The organism is Mycolicibacterium sp. CBM1, from assembly GCF_054073305.1.
Genome location: NZ_JBSXPP010000003.1, coordinates 191,903 through 207,549 on the forward strand (window position 1 = coordinate 191,903; position 15,647 = coordinate 207,549).

The 15,647-nt window shown below is 69.4% G+C and carries 14 protein-coding genes; 10 read left to right on the forward strand and 4 right to left on the reverse strand.

What is annotated here, in order from left to right; all coding sequences use genetic code 11:
* The first annotated feature begins 24 nt into the window (after positions 1-24).
* Positions 25-429: an Rv2175c family DNA-binding protein gene (locus ACXDF8_RS05430; RefSeq protein WP_457222225.1), complete on the forward strand. Its 405-nt coding sequence runs from the start codon at positions 25-27 to the stop codon at positions 427-429.
* Here ACXDF8_RS05430 and ACXDF8_RS05435 read toward each other — a convergent pair.
* The 4 genes from ACXDF8_RS05435 to ACXDF8_RS05450 form a co-directional block, all read right to left on the reverse strand.
* Complete coding sequence (locus tag ACXDF8_RS05435) at positions 426-1,925, reverse strand: alpha-(1->6)-mannopyranosyltransferase A (protein ID WP_457222226.1); 1,500 nt, start codon at positions 1,923-1,925, stop codon at positions 426-428. The two genes, ACXDF8_RS05430 and ACXDF8_RS05435, sit on opposite strands and share 4 nt — an antisense overlap.
* Before the next feature lie 4 nt (positions 1,926-1,929).
* Positions 1,930-2,988, reverse strand: a complete 1,059-nt coding sequence (idsA2, locus tag ACXDF8_RS05440; RefSeq protein ID WP_457222371.1) for a bifunctional (2E,6E)-farnesyl/geranyl diphosphate synthase — start codon at positions 2,986-2,988, stop codon at positions 1,930-1,932.
* Positions 2,989-3,116: 128 nt separating this feature from the next.
* Complete coding sequence (locus ACXDF8_RS05445) at positions 3,117-3,803, reverse strand: LppM family (lipo)protein (RefSeq protein ID WP_457222227.1); 687 nt, start codon at positions 3,801-3,803, stop codon at positions 3,117-3,119.
* A gap of 25 nt (positions 3,804-3,828) precedes the next feature.
* On the reverse strand, positions 3,829-4,428 hold the full coding sequence (locus ACXDF8_RS05450) for a GNAT family N-acetyltransferase (protein WP_457222372.1): 600 nt from the start codon (positions 4,426-4,428) through the stop codon (positions 3,829-3,831).
* A 284-nt stretch (positions 4,429-4,712) separates the two neighbouring features.
* Here ACXDF8_RS05450 and ACXDF8_RS05455 point away from each other — a divergent pair, with 284 nt between their 5' ends.
* From ACXDF8_RS05455 to murD, 9 genes are all read left to right on the forward strand, one after another.
* The gene (locus tag ACXDF8_RS05455) at positions 4,713-5,117 is read left to right on the forward strand and encodes an SCO2097 family morphological protein (RefSeq protein ID WP_457222228.1); all 405 of its coding nucleotides are present in this window, start codon (positions 4,713-4,715) and stop codon (positions 5,115-5,117) included.
* 265 nt (positions 5,118-5,382) lie between these two features.
* Complete coding sequence (mraZ, locus tag ACXDF8_RS05460; RefSeq protein ID WP_078018931.1) at positions 5,383-5,814, forward strand: division/cell wall cluster transcriptional repressor MraZ; 432 nt, start codon at positions 5,383-5,385, stop codon at positions 5,812-5,814.
* Positions 5,789-6,943, forward strand: a complete 1,155-nt coding sequence (gene rsmH / locus ACXDF8_RS05465) for a 16S rRNA (cytosine(1402)-N(4))-methyltransferase RsmH (RefSeq protein ID WP_457222229.1) — start codon at positions 5,789-5,791, stop codon at positions 6,941-6,943. The genes mraZ and rsmH overlap by 26 nt, the downstream gene beginning before the upstream one ends.
* Entirely contained in the window at positions 6,943-8,010 is a 1,068-nt protein-coding gene (locus ACXDF8_RS05470; protein WP_457222230.1) for a cell division protein FtsL, read from the forward strand. The genes rsmH and ACXDF8_RS05470 overlap by 1 nt, the downstream gene beginning before the upstream one ends.
* Positions 8,007-9,986, forward strand: coding sequence for a peptidoglycan D,D-transpeptidase FtsI family protein (locus ACXDF8_RS05475; protein ID WP_457222231.1), 1,980 nt, complete (start codon positions 8,007-8,009; stop codon positions 9,984-9,986). Before ACXDF8_RS05470 ends, ACXDF8_RS05475 begins: the two co-directional genes overlap by 4 nt.
* Before the next feature lie 37 nt (positions 9,987-10,023).
* Positions 10,024-11,568 carry a UDP-N-acetylmuramoyl-L-alanyl-D-glutamate--2,6-diaminopimelate ligase gene (locus ACXDF8_RS05480; RefSeq protein ID WP_457222232.1) on the forward strand — a complete coding sequence of 515 codons (1,545 nt, stop codon included), beginning with the start codon at positions 10,024-10,026 and terminating at the stop codon, positions 11,566-11,568.
* A complete protein-coding gene (locus ACXDF8_RS05485; protein ID WP_457222233.1) occupies positions 11,565-13,067 on the forward strand; it encodes a UDP-N-acetylmuramoyl-tripeptide--D-alanyl-D-alanine ligase in 1,503 nt (500 codons plus the stop codon). The genes ACXDF8_RS05480 and ACXDF8_RS05485 overlap by 4 nt, the downstream gene beginning before the upstream one ends.
* Positions 13,064-14,143, forward strand: coding sequence for a phospho-N-acetylmuramoyl-pentapeptide-transferase (gene mraY / locus ACXDF8_RS05490; protein ID WP_457222234.1), 1,080 nt, complete (start codon positions 13,064-13,066; stop codon positions 14,141-14,143). Before ACXDF8_RS05485 ends, mraY begins: the two co-directional genes overlap by 4 nt.
* Positions 14,127-15,590 carry a UDP-N-acetylmuramoyl-L-alanine--D-glutamate ligase gene (gene murD / locus ACXDF8_RS05495; RefSeq protein WP_457222235.1) on the forward strand — a complete coding sequence of 488 codons (1,464 nt, stop codon included), beginning with the start codon at positions 14,127-14,129 and terminating at the stop codon, positions 15,588-15,590. The genes mraY and murD overlap by 17 nt, the downstream gene beginning before the upstream one ends.
* Positions 15,591-15,647 lie beyond the last annotated feature (57 nt).

The following is a 15,647-nucleotide window of genomic DNA, read 5'->3' on the forward strand; positions in this document are numbered from 1 at the left end:
GGCAGTCGGCCCTAGACTGGCCTGGTGAGCAGTATTCCCGCCGGCGACGATGTGCTAGATCCCGCCGAACCCGTCTATGACCTCCCCGCGGTTGCCGAGATGCTGCGCATCCCGGTGACGAAGGTGCACCAGCAGTTGCGCGAGGGCCACCTCTTGGCGATCCGCCGAGGCGGTGTGCCGATGATCCCGAAGGCGTTCTTCACCGACGCAGGCCAGGTCGTCAAGAATCTGTCCGGTCTGCTGGCGGTGCTGCGCGACGGCGGCTACCGCGACAACGAGATCATGCGCTGGCTGTTCACCGCGGATCCGTCGTTGACGCTGACCAAGGATGGCGTGCGGGACCGGATCGACAACGCTCGGCCGGTCGACGCCCTGCACGCGCACCAGGCCCGCGAGGTGATCCGGCGCGCCCAAGCTATGGCCTATTAGCCGGCCTGTTGAGCCGGCTTATCGGCGCGGTGCAGTGAATACCACGCCACCAGCGCGCACGCGGTCGCCAGCAACACGTGGATCCAGGAGTACATCCCGTGTGACCCGTCCGGTTTGAAGATCACCATGATCCACGTCGAGAACCCGGCGATCGCCGCGATCGCCGTCCGTGACTGAGCTAGGGCGGACACCACCGCCAGCGGCCAGGTGTAGTACCAGGGCAGCGCCGCGGGGACGAACAACACGACCACCAGCATCGCCCAGGCGATGCCGGTCAGTGCCTCCCGGTCGTCGTGCCGAAACCGCCACCACAGCAGGGGAAGTGACACGGCGATGATGGCGATGCCGACGATGCGGGCGACATCGAGCACCGCATAGAAGTTCACGCCGAAGAACAGCCCGCCGACGGCGTTGGTGAGGTTGGCGACCGCGGTCGGAATGGTCAGCCAGTTGATGATCTTCACCGAGCCGGCCAGTGCCGTCAGCCAGCCCAGGCCGACTCCGGCCACCCACGACAGCACCGCGAACACCGCGACGAAGATCGCGACAGATGCCGTTGATGCGGTGGCGAACGCCTTTGTCGCAGAGAGGTTCCGGTCTTCGTGCAGGTGGCGCATCCAGACCCACACCATGAACGGCAGGGCCAGCACGGCGGTTGCCTTGACGGCGACGGCCACGACGATCAGGGCCGCGCCGGCGCTGTGATGGCGGGCGAAGGTCAGCGCGATCCCGGCCATCATCAGCCCGACCATCAGCATCTCGTTGTGAACACCACCCATCAGGTGGATCATCACCAGCGGGTTGAGTACGCAGATCCACAGTGCCACCGCGCCGTTGGCGCCGATGTGGCGGGCCACCCGGGGGGCCGCCCAGATCAGCAGGGCCAGGCCCGGCAGCATGCACAGCCGCAACAGCATCGTGCCGGCCACGACGTGGTCGCCGACCAGCGTGGTGACGAAGCGCGCCACCAGGATGAACGCCGGTCCGTATGGGGCGGTGGTGGTGGTCCAGATCGGACTGACGTTGTCCAGCAACGGGTTCTGGTTCTCGACGGGGCCCACGGCGTAGGGGTCTAGGCCGTCGCGCAGTAGCGCGCCCTGTGCGAGGTAGGAGTAGGTGTCGCGGCTGAACAGGGGAACGCTCAGCAGCAGCGGCGTCAACCAGAAGCCGGTGGTGGCGACCATCGTGTAGTCGCTGACCGGACCGCCCCGGCAGACCCGCCGGCCGACCCACAGCCAGGCCACCAGCATCATCACCACACCGCCCCACAGCAGCACCGAGGACACCACCAGACCGTGACCGAAGCGCAGCCAGGACAGGTGCGTCGACTCCAGCAGTGGGTCGTGCAGGCGGGTGCTCCCGGCGCCGAGCCCGCCGAGGGTGATCAGGACCGCACCGAGGAAACCGAGCAGCGCGGGCCGGCCCTCGTCGCTTGTGGTGAAGGCGGCCAGGCGCGCGAATCGGGCTGGCGAGGTGGTGTGTGTCGTGCTGGACATGCGCCTAAGCCGACCGGTTGGCGGCCAATCTGGCGAGTTCGGCCAGGCCCGTCTTCGCCGGCGCGTTGATCGGCGCATTCGCCAGGACGCTCAGCGCGCCGCTGGTCAGCGACTCGATGCGAGCCTCCACCGCGGCCAGTGCGCCCACCGATTCGATCACGTCGCACAGCTGGTGGACCTGGGTGTCGGACAATTCGGTGCCGATGCCCGTGCGGAGCAGTTCGGCACCGGCCGGATCGGATGCGGCGGCCCGCTCGACGGCCTCGGCCAGCAGAACGGTGCGCTTGCCGGCCCGCAGGTCGTCCCCGGACGGTTTGCCGGTCACCGCCGGATCACCGAACACGCCCAGGACGTCGTCGCGCAACTGGAACGCCACGCCGAGGTCGGTGCCCACCTCGTGAAAAAGCCGTTGAATGTCAGGACGGTCCGCCGCGGCGGCGGCGCCCAGCTGCAGCGGACGTGACACCGTGTAGGACGCGGTCTTGAATTTGTTGACGTTCATCGCCGACGCGATCGACTCGGCGCCACTGGCCTCGGCGACGATGTCCAGATACTGCCCGCCGAGCACCTCGGTGCGGATATCGGACCACACCCGCTGCACACGCAGCTGTCCGTCGCGGGGGAGATCGGCGGTGGCGACGACGTCGTCGGCCCATGCCAGCGCGAGGTCACCGAGCAGGATCGCCGTCGAGCGGCCGAACTGTGCCGAGGAACCCCGCCAGCTCTGGCTGCGGTGCAGTTCGCCGAAGTGGACGTGCGCTGTCGGCATGCCGCGGCGGGTGTCGGAGTCGTCGATGACGTCGTCGTGCACCAACGCGCAGGCCTGCAGCAGTTCCAGTGCCGAGATCAGCAGGAAGATCCCGTCGTCCACGGGGGCGTCGGGCTCGGCGGTCACGGCGCGATAGCCCCAGTAGGCGAACGCCGGGCGCAGCCGTTTGCCGCCGCGGAGCACGAAGTCCTCGAGGGCGGCGATGAGGCCGTCGTAGTCGGTGCCGATGTAGGCGGCCTGGGCTCGCCGGTCGGCGAGATAGCCCCGCAGGTGATCGGTGACGGCGCTGGCCAGCTGGACGGCTGACGGAGCTGTTGCCTCGACGCTCAGCGCGACGCCCCTTTCTGTGTGCGACCCTGCCCTGAAGTGGGTGCACCCAGAGTAGAGCGTCGGGGCTCGATTGCCCCCACCGAGTGCTGCCCTTATTCCTGCGGTGTGTCGGCTGCGGCGAACCGTGGTGAGCGATCCCGGCTGACCCAGGCCAGGGTGCCGATGACGCCGGCGACCACGAGCGCCGCCAGGCCCAGCCACAGCGCCGCGCCGGTGAACGAGCGGGTGCTCGGGTCGGTGTAGCGGGCCTGCGCGCTCATCGTCGAGACGACGCCGGGCTTGAGTTTCCACTCGACGACGTCGGTGTCCACCCGATCGCCGTTGGTGGAGGTGACCTCGCCGGGGAACGACACGGTGAACTGCACGTCGGCGTCGTTGTCGGTGACGCTGGTCAGGTCGACGCGGCCCTCCAAGATCACCAGGTCGCCGGCGCGCCGCAACGAGATGTCCACGCCGGCCGCGTCGCGGTTGAGGTCGGCAAGTTGGGGCAGTTCGGCGAAGGTCAGGTTGGAGAAGACCGCCTCGGAGCCGACGTACCCGTCGGAGTCGTACTTCGACACCGAGACCTTCTGGCTGAACGGAACGTTGAGGTCGAACTGCGGGCCGGTGTCGGCGTCGTCGCGGGCTTTGGTGGCGGCGATGATCTGGCCGGAGACCTGGTCGTCGGGGGACACCGTGATCGAGGCGTGCACACGGACGCATCCGGCTGCCAGCGGCACCACGAGGAGCAGCAGCAATGCCAGCGCGCGCAGGCGCAGGCGGCGGGGTCGGTTGCGCACGAGGGGTATCGTGCCAGACCCGCAGTCAGAGCGGCAGGCTGCGGCCGAGGATTGCGAACGCCCGCGGGTCGCCGGCGAAGTGGTAGCCGCGGATGACGTCGGTGAAGCCCAGCCGCCGGTAGAGCCGCCAGGCCCGATTCGCCTCGCCGCTGATCTCCGGGGTGGACAGCAGTACGTGGGCTTCGGTGCGGCCGGCCAGCAGCCGTCGGGCCAGCGCTTCGCCGAGCCCCCGGCCCTGCGCCTCGGGATGGATGTGCAATTCGGTCAGCTCGAAGTAGCTGCTCATCAGTCGGCCGATTTCGTCGGCGGGCATGCCGATGCGGTGCAGCCCGGACACCACCTGCTGTTGCCACCACTGGTCGGGTGCGCCGCAATAGCCGTAGGCGATGCCGAGCAGTTGACCCGACCGCAGCTGGTCGTCGGTGGCCTGCTCACCGGCATGGGTGAGGGTTTCCACCGCGGCGACGGCCTTCCAGCCGTGGCGGCGGGTGTGTTCGAGCCACATGGCGGCCCGCTGGCTCTCCGTGCCGCGGGGGTAGCGCATCGCGTCGACGTACACCGACAGGGCGTCGAGCAGGCGCTGCTGCATGTCGCTGGGCGACAGGTCGATGAGGAATGTCGACAACGCCTCGGTGTCCTTCTCCGTCGGTGGATCGGTCATGGGTCGCCTCACGCGTCCACCGCCATTATCGGTGCGGCCGGAGTAGGCCCACCGGCGCGCTGTGATGACGCGCACCTGACGTCGTGCCGGGGCGAACGGAACAACCCCTGGACACGGCTACAATCGGGTGGACCAACTAGGTGGTACGGCGCACCTTCAGCTCGTATCATTTGGTTAGTCGCCCTGTAATTGCTGGGCAGCCAACTTTTATCGGAATCGTGACCCGCCGTGTCGGCAAGGAGGGACGAATGCCACTCTCCGATCATGAGCAGCGCATGCTCGACCAGATCGAGAGCGCTCTCTACGCCGAGGATCCCAAGTTCGCGTCGAGTGTGCGCGGCGGGACCCTGCGGACTCCATCGACCCGCAGGCGACTGCAGGGCGCAGGCCTGTTCGTGATCGGCCTGGCCATGTTGGTCGCCGGTGTGGCGTTCAAGGCGACGATGATCGGGAGTTTCCCGATCCTGTCGGTGGTGGGCTTCGTGGTGATGTTCGGCGGCGTCGTGTTCGCGATCACCGGCCCACGGGTGGCCGGCGGCCGGGACCGGTCCGGGCCGCCGTCGGCCGGACCTCGGCAGCGCCGCGCCAAGGGTGGCGGCGGATCGTTCACCAGTCGCATGGAGGATCGCTTCCGGCGTCGTTTCGACGAGTGAGCGCACGTTCCTCCCACACGGGGTAGCCATTCGGCTGCCCCGTTTTTTGTTTGTCCCCCCTTCTCCCCACGTTGCCCCACTGCGTCTTGACCTGCGCCGTTGCGCCCTGCCGTGGTGTTTTTTGGCTGCCTGATCGCCCGCTGGTGGCGGAAAGTGGCGGAACATGCCCGAAATGCATCCGTTATGTGGAGCAAAGTGGGGGATTGTGGGGTACTGTGGCGGCTAACGGAGCGAAGGACAGCTCCGGGGCGTAGGAGGTGCAGCCGTGTTCCTCGGCACCTACACGCCCAAGCTCGACGACAAAGGGCGGCTCACGCTGCCCGCTAAGTTCCGCGACGCACTGGCAGGAGGGTTGATGGTCACCAAGAGCCAAGACCACAGCCTTGCCGTCTACCCGCGCGCGGAGTTCGAACAGCTGGCCCGGCGGGCGTCGCAGACCTCGCGCAGCAATCCGGAGGCGCGGGCATTCCTGCGCAACCTGGCAGCCGGCACCGACGAGCAGCACCCCGACTCCCAAGGTCGGATCACCTTGTCCGCGGACCACCGCCGCTACGCCAACCTTTCCAAGGAATGCGTGGTGATCGGAGCGGTCGACTTCCTCGAGATCTGGGATGCCCAGGCCTGGCAGGAATACCAGGAGACCCACGAAGAGAACTTCTCCGCGGCCAGCGATGAAGCACTCAGCGACATCATTTGACCTGGCCGCCCAGCCGGAGGTCGCCCGTGCATCGTGGTCTCTGCCCGAACCGACCCTGACGTACTTCCCCAACGCCAGGTTCGCGCTCTCGGACAGGGACCTCGATGCAGGGTCGCACCCTTATTTCCCGGGAGGCGCCGTCGTGGCTCAGGCATCAGAGCACGGACACGTTCCCGTCCTGCTGGACCGCTGCGTCGAGATCCTCGCCCCGGCCCTGGCTCGACCGGACGCCGTGCTTGTCGACGCCACCTTGGGCGCTGGCGGTCACGCCGAGCGCTTCCTGACCGATTTCCCCGCGCTCCACCTGATCGGACTGGATCGCGACCCCGGCGCACTGGCCATCGCCGGAGCCCGGCTGGCCCCGTTCGCCGATCGCATCACGTTGGTGCACACCCGTTACGACGGCATCGCCGACGCGCTCTCCGACGCTGGCCTATCGGTGACCGACTCCGTCGACGGTGTGCTCTTCGATCTGGGTGTCTCCTCGATGCAACTCGACCAACCCGAACGCGGCTTCTCCTACTCCAAGGACGCGCCGCTGGACATGCGGATGGACACTGACGCCCCGCTCACGGCGGCGGAGATTCTCAACACCTACAGCCGAGCCGAGATCACCGATATCCTGCGGCGCTTCGGTGAGGAGAAGTTCGCCCACCGGATCGCCGGCTTCGTGGTCGAGCAGCGGGACCGCGCCCCACTTTCCACCACCGGTGAGCTCGTCGAGATCATCTACCGGGCCGTGCCGGCGCCGGCCCGGCGCACCGGTGGCCATCCCGCCAAGCGGACATTCCAGGCGCTGCGGATCGCGGTCAACGCGGAGCTGGATTCGCTCAGCGCGGCGTTGCCCGGGGCGCTGGCCGCACTTCGGCAGGGTGGACGCATCGCGGTGATGGCCTACCAGTCGCTCGAGGACCGCATCGTCAAGACCACCTTCGCCGCGGCGACCGCCTCCCGCTCGCCGGCAGGTCTGCCCGTCGAACTGCCCGGCTACGAGCCGGAATTCACCGCGATCACCCGCGGCGCCGAACGAGCTGACGCCGACGAGATCGAACGCAATCCGCGCAGTGCACCCGTCCGGTTGCGAGCCCTGCAACGTACGGCACCTGGCAATCCGGGAGGGAAGAACTGATGAAGGTCGGGCGCAAGGCTGCCGGCGCGGGGGATCGCGAGGACGCCAAGAACACCACCAAGAACACCGCCAAGAACACTGCCCAGAAGGGTGAGGTGAAGCGCAAGGCCCGCACCGCGGCACCGCGCCGCGGCGGCGCCAAAGAGGCTCCCGCGCGCGGTGGACGTTCGCGTGCGGCGGGATCTGCCCGGCGCCCGCACGAGCCACGCGGGCTGCGGCAGGGGCCGCAGACCGCACCGGCGCCGCGGCCCGCGGAACGTCAGGCGCGCCCGACCAGCGCCAGTCAGGCAAAGGCCCGGGCAAAGGCGCGGAAGGCCAAGGCCCCCAAGGTTGTTCGTCCGCCGTTGCGGGAGCGGTTGATCGCGCGGCTGATCACGGTCGACCTGCGTCCCCAGACACTGATGGCGCGGGTCCCGTTCGTGGTCCTGGTCATCGGGGCGCTCGGTCTGGGGCTGGCCATGACCTTGTGGCTGTCCACCGACGCCGCGCAGCGGTCCTACCAGCTGGGTGCGGCGCGTTCGACGAACGAGGCGCTCTCCCAGCAGAAGGAAGCGCTCGAACGCGATGTGCTCGAAGCGGAATCGGCACCGGCGCTGGCCGAGGCCGCCCGCAACCTCGGCATGATCCCCTCCAAGGACACCGCCCACCTGGTTCAGGACGCGTCGGGCAACTGGGTCGTGGTGGGTAAGCCCAAGCCGGCCGAGGGTGCGCCGCCGCCTCCGCTGAACAACAAGCTGCCCGACGACAAGCCGCCGGTACCGGCCCCGCCGGCCGCACCGCCGGCTCCGGCCCCCAAGCCGGGCAGCTCACCGGAGATTCCGGTGCGGTTGGTCCCGCAGAGCACCGTGCCCCTGCCCGCAGCGGTGCCACTGAGCACCGATCAAGCTCTCACGCCGGCGCTGCCCGGCCCGGTCGCGCTACCCGGCCCGGTCGCGCTACCCGGCCCGGTCGACGCTGCGCCAGTGGTGCCGCCGCCGGCGGCAGATGTCCCACCGGCCCCCGCCGCTCCGGCGCCTGACGCACCCCCAGCCGCGCCGGTCGCGGCACCCGTCGGCGGGGCGCAGTGAGCCGCGGTGACAGGTCGGCATCGCGTCCCGACAAATCACGCCGTCAGCGCGCCGCCACGGCGAAGCCCGTCAAGGCTGGCAAGATCACCAAGGTGGCCAAGACCCAGCCCGACGCCGGCCCCGGTCGCTCCGCCAAGGCCCGCCGTATCCGCGAGATGGCCGAGACTGGCAGGCGCACAGCATCATTCGCTTTCCGACACCGTACAGGCAATGTCGTCATCTTCCTCGCGTTGATCGTGGCCGCGGCCCAGCTGTTCAACCTGCAGGTCCCGCGGGCTGCCGGCCTGCGGGCCGAGGCGGCCGGCCAGCTCAAGGTCACCGACGTCGAAAAGGCGGTGCGCGGCAGCATCGTCGACCGCAATTTCGACAAGCTGGCCTTCACCATCGAAGCTCGGGCACTGACCTTCCAGCCGACCAAGGTCCGCAAGCAGCTGGCCGAGGCCAAGGAGAAATCGCCGTCGGCCCCCGACCCCGATAAGCGCCTGACCCAGATCGCGACCGAGGTGGCAGCAAAGCTCAACAACAAGCCGGACGCCGCGACGCTGCTGAAGAAACTGCGTAGCAACGAGACCTTCGTCTACCTGGCCCGCGCCGTCGACCCGGCGATGGCCTCGGCGATCACCAAGAAGTTCCCCGAGGTCGGTGCCGAACGCCAGGACCTGCGCCAGTATCCGGGTGGTTCACTGGCGGCCAACATCGTCGGCGGCATCGACTGGGACGGCCACGGCCTGCTGGGCCTGGAGGATTCGATGGACTCCGTGCTGTCGGGCACCGACGGCTCCATCACATACGACCGCGGCTCCGATGGCGTGGTGATCCCCGGCAGCTACCGCAACAAGCACGACGCGGTCAACGGCTCCACCGTGCAGCTCACCCTCGACGACGACATCCAGTTCTACGTCCAGCAGCAGGTTCAGCTGGCCAAGGACGCCTCCGGCGCCAAGGATGTCTCCGCAGTGGTGCTGGACGCGAAAACCGGTGAGGTGCTGGCCATGTCGAACGACAACACGTTCGATCCGAGTCAGGACATCGGCCGTCAGTCCGACAAACAGATGGGCAACCTGTCGGTGACCTCGCCTTACGAACCGGGCTCGGTCAACAAGATCATCACCGCGTCCTCGGTGATCGAGTACGGACTGTCCAACCCCGACGAGGTTTTGCAGGTTCCCGGCTCGATCAACATGGGTGGCGTCACCGTCAACGACGCCTGGAACCACGGGGTGATGCCGTATACCACCACCGGCGTGTTCGGTAAGTCGTCCAACGTCGGCACGCTGATGCTGGCCCAGCGGATCGGGCCGGAGCGCTACTACGACATGCTCGGCAAGTTCGGCTTGGGTCAGCGCACGGGAGTCGGGCTGCCGGGGGAGAGCTCGGGTCTGGTCCCGCCGATCGACCAGTGGTCGGGCAGCACCTTCTCCAACCTGCCCATCGGACAGGGTCTTTCGATGACGCTGCTGCAGATGTCCGGCATCTACCAGACCATCGCCAACGACGGGGTGCGGATCCCGCCACGCATCGTCAAGGCCACCATCGCCCCTGACGGCACCCGGACCGAAGAGCCGCGTCCGGCCGGCATCCGGGTGGTCTCCGCGGACACCGCCCGCACCGTGCGGAACATGTTCCGCGCCATCGTCCAACGCGACCCGATGGGATACCAGCAGGGCACCGGGCCGGCCGCCGCTGTCGAGGGTTATCAGATCGCGGGCAAGACCGGAACCGCCCAGCAGATCAACCCCGCCTGCGGCTGTTACTACAGCGACGTCTACTGGATCACCTTCGCCGGCATGGCGCCGGCTGACGACCCCCGCTACGTCATCGGCATCATGATGGACGCCCCGCACCGTGCTGCCGATGGCTCGCCCGGCTCGTCGGCCGCTCCGCTGTTCCACAACATCGCCGCGTGGCTGCTGCAACGGGAGAATGTTCCGCTGTCGCCGGACCCCGGCGCCCCGCTGATCCTGCAGGCCACATAGGCGGCGCGCCGCGTCCGCTCGGTAGGGTGGCAACCCGATGACCAACCCCTTGCGCCCCCGCACGACACCGGGTCTGAGGTTGCCGACGCTGGCCGCCCGTGTCGGTGCGGTGCCCGCTGCCGGCGGCGCGGCCCCCGATGTCCGGATCACCGGGGTGACCCTGCGCGGGCAGGACGTGCAGCCGGGCGACCTGTTCGCCGCCCTGCCGGGTTCGTCTGCGCACGGTGCGGAATACGTCGCCACGGCTGTCGAGGGCGGCGCCGTCGCGGTGCTCACCGATGCCGACGGGGTAGCCGCGATCCGGCGCCTGCTCGGGGAACACCCGTCCATCCCGGTGCTGGTGCACCCGCAGCCCCGCGCGGTGCTGGGCATGCTGGCTTCGGCGGTCTACGGCCACCCCTCGGACCGGGTGGTGGTCCTCGGCGTCACCGGGACATCGGGAAAGACCACCACCACCCACCTGATCGAAGCCGGGCTGCACTCGGCCGGGCGGGTTCCGGGCCTGATCGGCACTGTGGGGGTCCGTATCGCCGGCGCGGACGTGCCGAGTGCGCTGACCACACCGGAGGCCCCTGCACTGCAGGCATTGCTGGCGGTGATGGCCGAGCGTGGCGTCGACACCGCGGTGATGGAGGTCTCCAGCCATGCCCTGGAACTCGGCCGGGTGGACGGAATCCGATTCGCCGCCGGCGGATTCACCAACCTCTCCCGCGATCATCTGGACTTCCACCCGACGATGGCGGCGTACTTCGAGGCAAAGGCCCGGTTGTTCGACCCGGTCTCACCGCAGCACGCCGACATCTCGGTCATCTGCGTCGACGACGATGCCGGCCGCGATATGGCGCGCCGCGCCGCCGACGCGGTGACGGTCAGCGTCGACGGCCACCCGGCGGACTGGCGCGCCGAGCACATCGCGGTTCTCGACAGCGGGGGACAGGACTTCACCGCCGTCGACCCGGTCGGTGTGCACCACCGCCTGCGTATCCGCCTACCGGGCCGGTACAACGTCGCCAACGCGTTGCTGGCGCTGGCCCTGCTGGACGCCGTGGGGGTGTCGCCCGAACAGGCCGCACCGGGACTGCGGGACGCGTCGGTCCCTGGCCGGCTGGAACCCGTCGAGCGGGGCCAGGATTTCCTCGCCGTCGTCGACTACGCCCACAAACCCGGTGCGCTACAGGCGGTCCTGGAAACTCTGCGGCGCCCCGACGCCCGGCTGGCGGTGGTGTTCGGGGCCGGCGGCAACCGCGATCCGGGCAAACGTGAACCGATGGGGCGCGTCGCGGCCGAACTCGCCGACCTGGTCGTGGTCACTGACGACAATCCGCGCGACGAGGAACCGGCCGCGATCCGGGCCGCCATCCTCGCCGGCGCCACGCAGGCCCGCGGCGCCGCCGAGGTAGTCGAGATCGGCGACCGACGGGCTGCCATCCGGCAGGCCGTGGCGTGGGCCCGCCGCGGCGACGTCGTCGTTATCGCCGGCAAGGGACACGAGAGCGGCCAGACCGCGGGTGGCCAGACCCGCCCGTTCGACGACCGCGCGGAGTTGGCGCTGGCCCTGGAGTCACTCGGGGCGGAATCATGATTGCGCTGACCATCGCCCGGATCGCCGAGATCGTCGGCGGCCGGATCGCCGACATCAGCCCGGACGAAGCCGCCCGGCGCACCGTCACCGGCACCGTCGAATTCGACTCACGCGCCGTCACCGCGGGCGGACTGTTCCTCGCGCTGCCCGGGGCACGGTCCGACGGTCACGATTTCGCGCAAGCCGCCGCCGAGGCCGGGGCCGCGGCGGTGCTCGCCGCGCGCCCGGTCGGCGTGCCGGCCATCGTGGTGCCGCCGGTGGCGGCCGCGGATGCCGGAGCAAGCGTGCTGGAGCACGACGTCGATGGATCCGGGGCCGCGGTGCTGGCTGCCCTGGCCAAACTCGCGGCCGCGGTGGCCGCCGAACTGGTCGACGGCGGGCTGCGGATCATCGGGATCACCGGCTCCTCGGGCAAGACGTCCACTAAGGATCTGATCGCCGCGGTGCTGCGCCCGCTCGGCGAGGTGGTGGCGCCGCCGGGTTCGTTCAACAACGAACTCGGCCACCCGTGGACGGTGTTGCGTGCCGGCGAGGACACCGACTACCTAGTGCTGGAGATGTCGGCCCGACACCGCGGCAACATCGCGGCGCTGGCGGCGATCGCCCCGCCGTCGATCGCGGCCGTCCTCAACGTGGGCACCGCCCACCTCGGCGAGTTCGGCTCACGGGATATCATTGCCGAGACCAAATCCGAACTGGTACAAGCAGTTCCGTCATCCGGAGTGGTCATCCTCAACGTCGACGACCCGTTGGTGGCCGCCATGGCGGACAAGACCGCCGCACGGGTGGTCCGGGTCGGGCAGTCCGAGACCGCCGACGTGCGCGCCGAGGACGTCGAACTCGATGAGCTGGCGCGCCCACGCTTCGCGCTGGTGACCGAGGCCGGTTCGGCCGCGGTCCAGCTCGCCGTGCACGGTGAACATCAGGTGAGCAATGCGCTGTCGGCGGCCGCGGTCGCCATCGAGTGCGGCGCAAGCCTGCAACAGATCGCCGACGCGCTGGCCGCTGCCGCCCCGGCGTCGCGGCACCGGATGGAGGTCCACAACCGCGCCGACGGAGTCACCGTCATCAACGACGCCTACAACGCCAATCCCGACTCGATGCGGGCCGGTCTGCGGGCGCTGGCGGTGATGGCGCGCGGGCAGGACGGGCAGCCGGCCCGGCGCCGCAGCTGGGCGGTCCTCGGCGAGATGGGCGAGTTGGGTGAGGAGTCGATAACCGAGCATGATCGTGTCGGCCGGCTGGCCGTGCGCTTAGATATCAGTCGTCTTGTCGTAGTCGGAACTGGGAGGCCCATGAGCGCCATGCACCACGGGGCGGTCATGGAGGGATCCTGGGGTTCGGAGTCCACCATGGTCGACGACGCCGACGCGGCGCTGGAACTGCTGCGCGCCGAGCTGGCGCCCGGTGACGTCGTCCTGGTCAAAGCGTCCAACTCGGCCGGCCTGGCCAAGTTGGCCGAAGCCCTGCTGGACAGCCCGGACGGCGCGCAGTCATGAGGTTGATCCTCATCGCCGTCGGGATCTCGCTGGCGGTGTCGATCCTGCTCACCCCGGTGCTGGTCCGGCTGTTCACCCGGCAGGGCCTGGGTCACGAGATCCGCGAGGACGGCCCGCCGAGCCACAAGACCAAGCGCGGCACCCCCTCGATGGGCGGGGTGGCGATCATCGCCGGCATCTGGGCCGGTTACTTCGGCACCCACCTGGTGGGCCTGGCGCTCGACGGGGACGGCCCGTCGGCTTCGGGGCTGCTGGTCCTGGGGCTGGCCACCGCGCTGGGGGCGGTCGGCTTCGTCGACGACCTGATCAAGATCCGCCGCTCGCGCAACCTCGGGTTGAACAAGACCGCCAAGACCGTCGGCCAGATCACCGCCGCCGTCCTGTTCGGCATCCTGGTGCTGCAGTTCCGCAACGCCGACGGGCTGACGCCGGGCAGTCCCGAGCTGTCCTACGTGCGCGAGATCGCCACCGTCACCCTCACTCCTGCGCTGTTCGTGCTGTTCGTCGTCGTCGTGGTGAGCGCCTGGTCGAACGCGGTGAATTTCACCGACGGCCTCGACGGTCTGGCCGGCGGCAGCATGGCCATGGTCAGTGCGGCCTACGTGCTTATCACGTTCTGGCAGTACCGCAATGCCTGCGCGACGGCACCGGGGCTCGGGTGCTACAACGTGCGCGACCCGCTGGACCTGGCCCTGGTCGCGGCCGCCGCGGCCGGTGCGTGCATCGGCTTCCTGTGGTGGAACGCCGCACCGGCCAAGATCTTCATGGGCGACACCGGATCACTGGCGCTGGGCGGAATCATTGCCGGGCTGTCGGTAACCAGTCGCACCGAGGTGCTCGCGGTGGTGCTCGGCGCCCTGTTCGTCGCCGAGGTCACCTCGGTGGTCGTCCAGATCCTGGCGTTTCGCACCACCGGGCGACGGGTGTTCCGGATGGCGCCGTTCCACCACCACTTCGAGCTGGTCGGATGGGCCGAGACGACAGTGATCATCCGGTTCTGGTTGCTCACCGCGATCGCCTGCGGGCTGGGGGTGGCGCTGTTCTACGGCGAGTGGCTCAGTGCCATCGGAGACTGACCCGCTGATCCCGGGCACGCTGGTGCTGGTGACCGGCGCGGGCATCACCGGGCGTGCCGTGGTCGCCGCGCTGGCGCGCCTGCACGTCCACATCGTCGTCTGCGACGACAACGCCGATGCGCTGAAAGCCTTCGCCGCCAACGGCATCGAGATCGTCGACCCGGCCGAAGCGGTCGCCCGTATCGCCGATTTCACCTTGGTGGTGACCAGCCCCGGCTTCCCGCCCAGCGCACCGGTGTTGGCGGCCGCGGCCGCCGCCGGCATCCCGATCTGGGGCGACGTCGAACTGGCCTGGCGACTCGATGCCGCCGGGCACTACGGCCCGCCGCGGCGCTGGGTGGTGGTCACCGGGACCAACGGCAAGACCACGACGACCTCGATGCTGCACGCCATGCTGGTCGCCGACGGCCGAAGTGCGCTGTTGTGCGGAAACATCGGCAAGCCGGTCCTGGACGTCCTGGCCCAGCCGGCCGATGTGCTGGCGGTCGAACTGTCGAGCTTCCAGCTGTTCTGGGCGCCGTCGCTGCGTCCCGAGGCCGGGGCGGTCCTCAACATCGCCGAAGACCACCTCGACTGGCACGGCAGCCTCGCTGCCTACACCGCGGCGAAAGCCGCCGCCCTGACCGGCCGGGTAGCCGTCGTCGGCCTCGACGATCCGCCGGCGGCCGCGTTGTTGGCCACCTGCGCCGCGCCGGTCAAGGTGGGCTTCCGGCTCGGCGAGCCCGCCGCCGGTGAGCTGGGTGTGCGCGACGGCATGCTGATCGACCGCGCCTTCGCCGACGACGAGGAACTGGTCGCGGCCGCCTCGATACCGGTGGCCGGCCCGGTCGGCATCCTGGACGCTCTGGGCGCGGCCGCCCTGGCGAGAGCGGTCGGCGTCGCCCCCGCGTCGATCGCAACCGCACTAGCCGGATTCCGGGTGGGGCGCCATCGCGCCGAACACGTCGGGACGATAGACGGGGTGGCCTACGTCGACGACTCCAAGGCGACCAATCCCCATGCGGCACAGGCGTCGGTGCTGGCCTACCCGCGGGTGGTGTGGCTGGCCGGCGGCCTGCTCAAAGGGGCGTCGGTCGACGAGATGATCGGCCGGGTGGCCGACCGCCTGGTCGGGGCGGTGCTCATCGGCCGCGACCGTGCGGTGGTTGCCAAGGCGTTATCGCGACACGCGCCCGATGTCCCGGTCATCGAGGTGGTGACGCGGGAGGATGCTGTGGTGCATGGGACCAATGAGACAGTTGTTACTCATGAGACTCGAGTAGTCGACGCGTCCGGTCCCGGCCTGGGTGCGCAGGTGATGACCGAGGTCGTCGCGGCTGCCGCCAGCCTTGCTCGGACCGGGGACACGGTGTTGCTGGCTCCGGCCGGGGCATCGTTCGACCAGTTCGCCGGGTACGCCGACCGCGGTGATTGCTTCGCCGCCGCCGTGCTCGCCGCGGCGCGGTAGCACGGTGGGCATCAGGCTGCGCCGTCGCGGCGCCGCACAGACTGTCGATCCAACCGA

Coding starts and splice junctions, on each gene's coding strand:
- ACXDF8_RS05435 (WP_457222226.1), bottom strand. CDS start 1,925: ATGTCCAGCACGACACACACCACCTCGCCAGCCCGATTCGCGCGCCTG.
- mraY (WP_457222234.1), top strand. CDS start 13,064: ATGAGGTTGATCCTCATCGCCGTCGGGATCTCGCTGGCGGTGTCGATC.
- ACXDF8_RS05455 (WP_457222228.1), top strand. CDS start 4,713: ATGCCACTCTCCGATCATGAGCAGCGCATGCTCGACCAGATCGAGAGC.
- rsmH (WP_457222229.1), top strand. CDS start 5,789: ATGAAGCACTCAGCGACATCATTTGACCTGGCCGCCCAGCCGGAGGTC.
- ACXDF8_RS05485 (WP_457222233.1), top strand. CDS start 11,565: ATGATTGCGCTGACCATCGCCCGGATCGCCGAGATCGTCGGCGGCCGG.
- ACXDF8_RS05470 (WP_457222230.1), top strand. CDS start 6,943: ATGAAGGTCGGGCGCAAGGCTGCCGGCGCGGGGGATCGCGAGGACGCC.
- ACXDF8_RS05480 (WP_457222232.1), top strand. CDS start 10,024: ATGACCAACCCCTTGCGCCCCCGCACGACACCGGGTCTGAGGTTGCCG.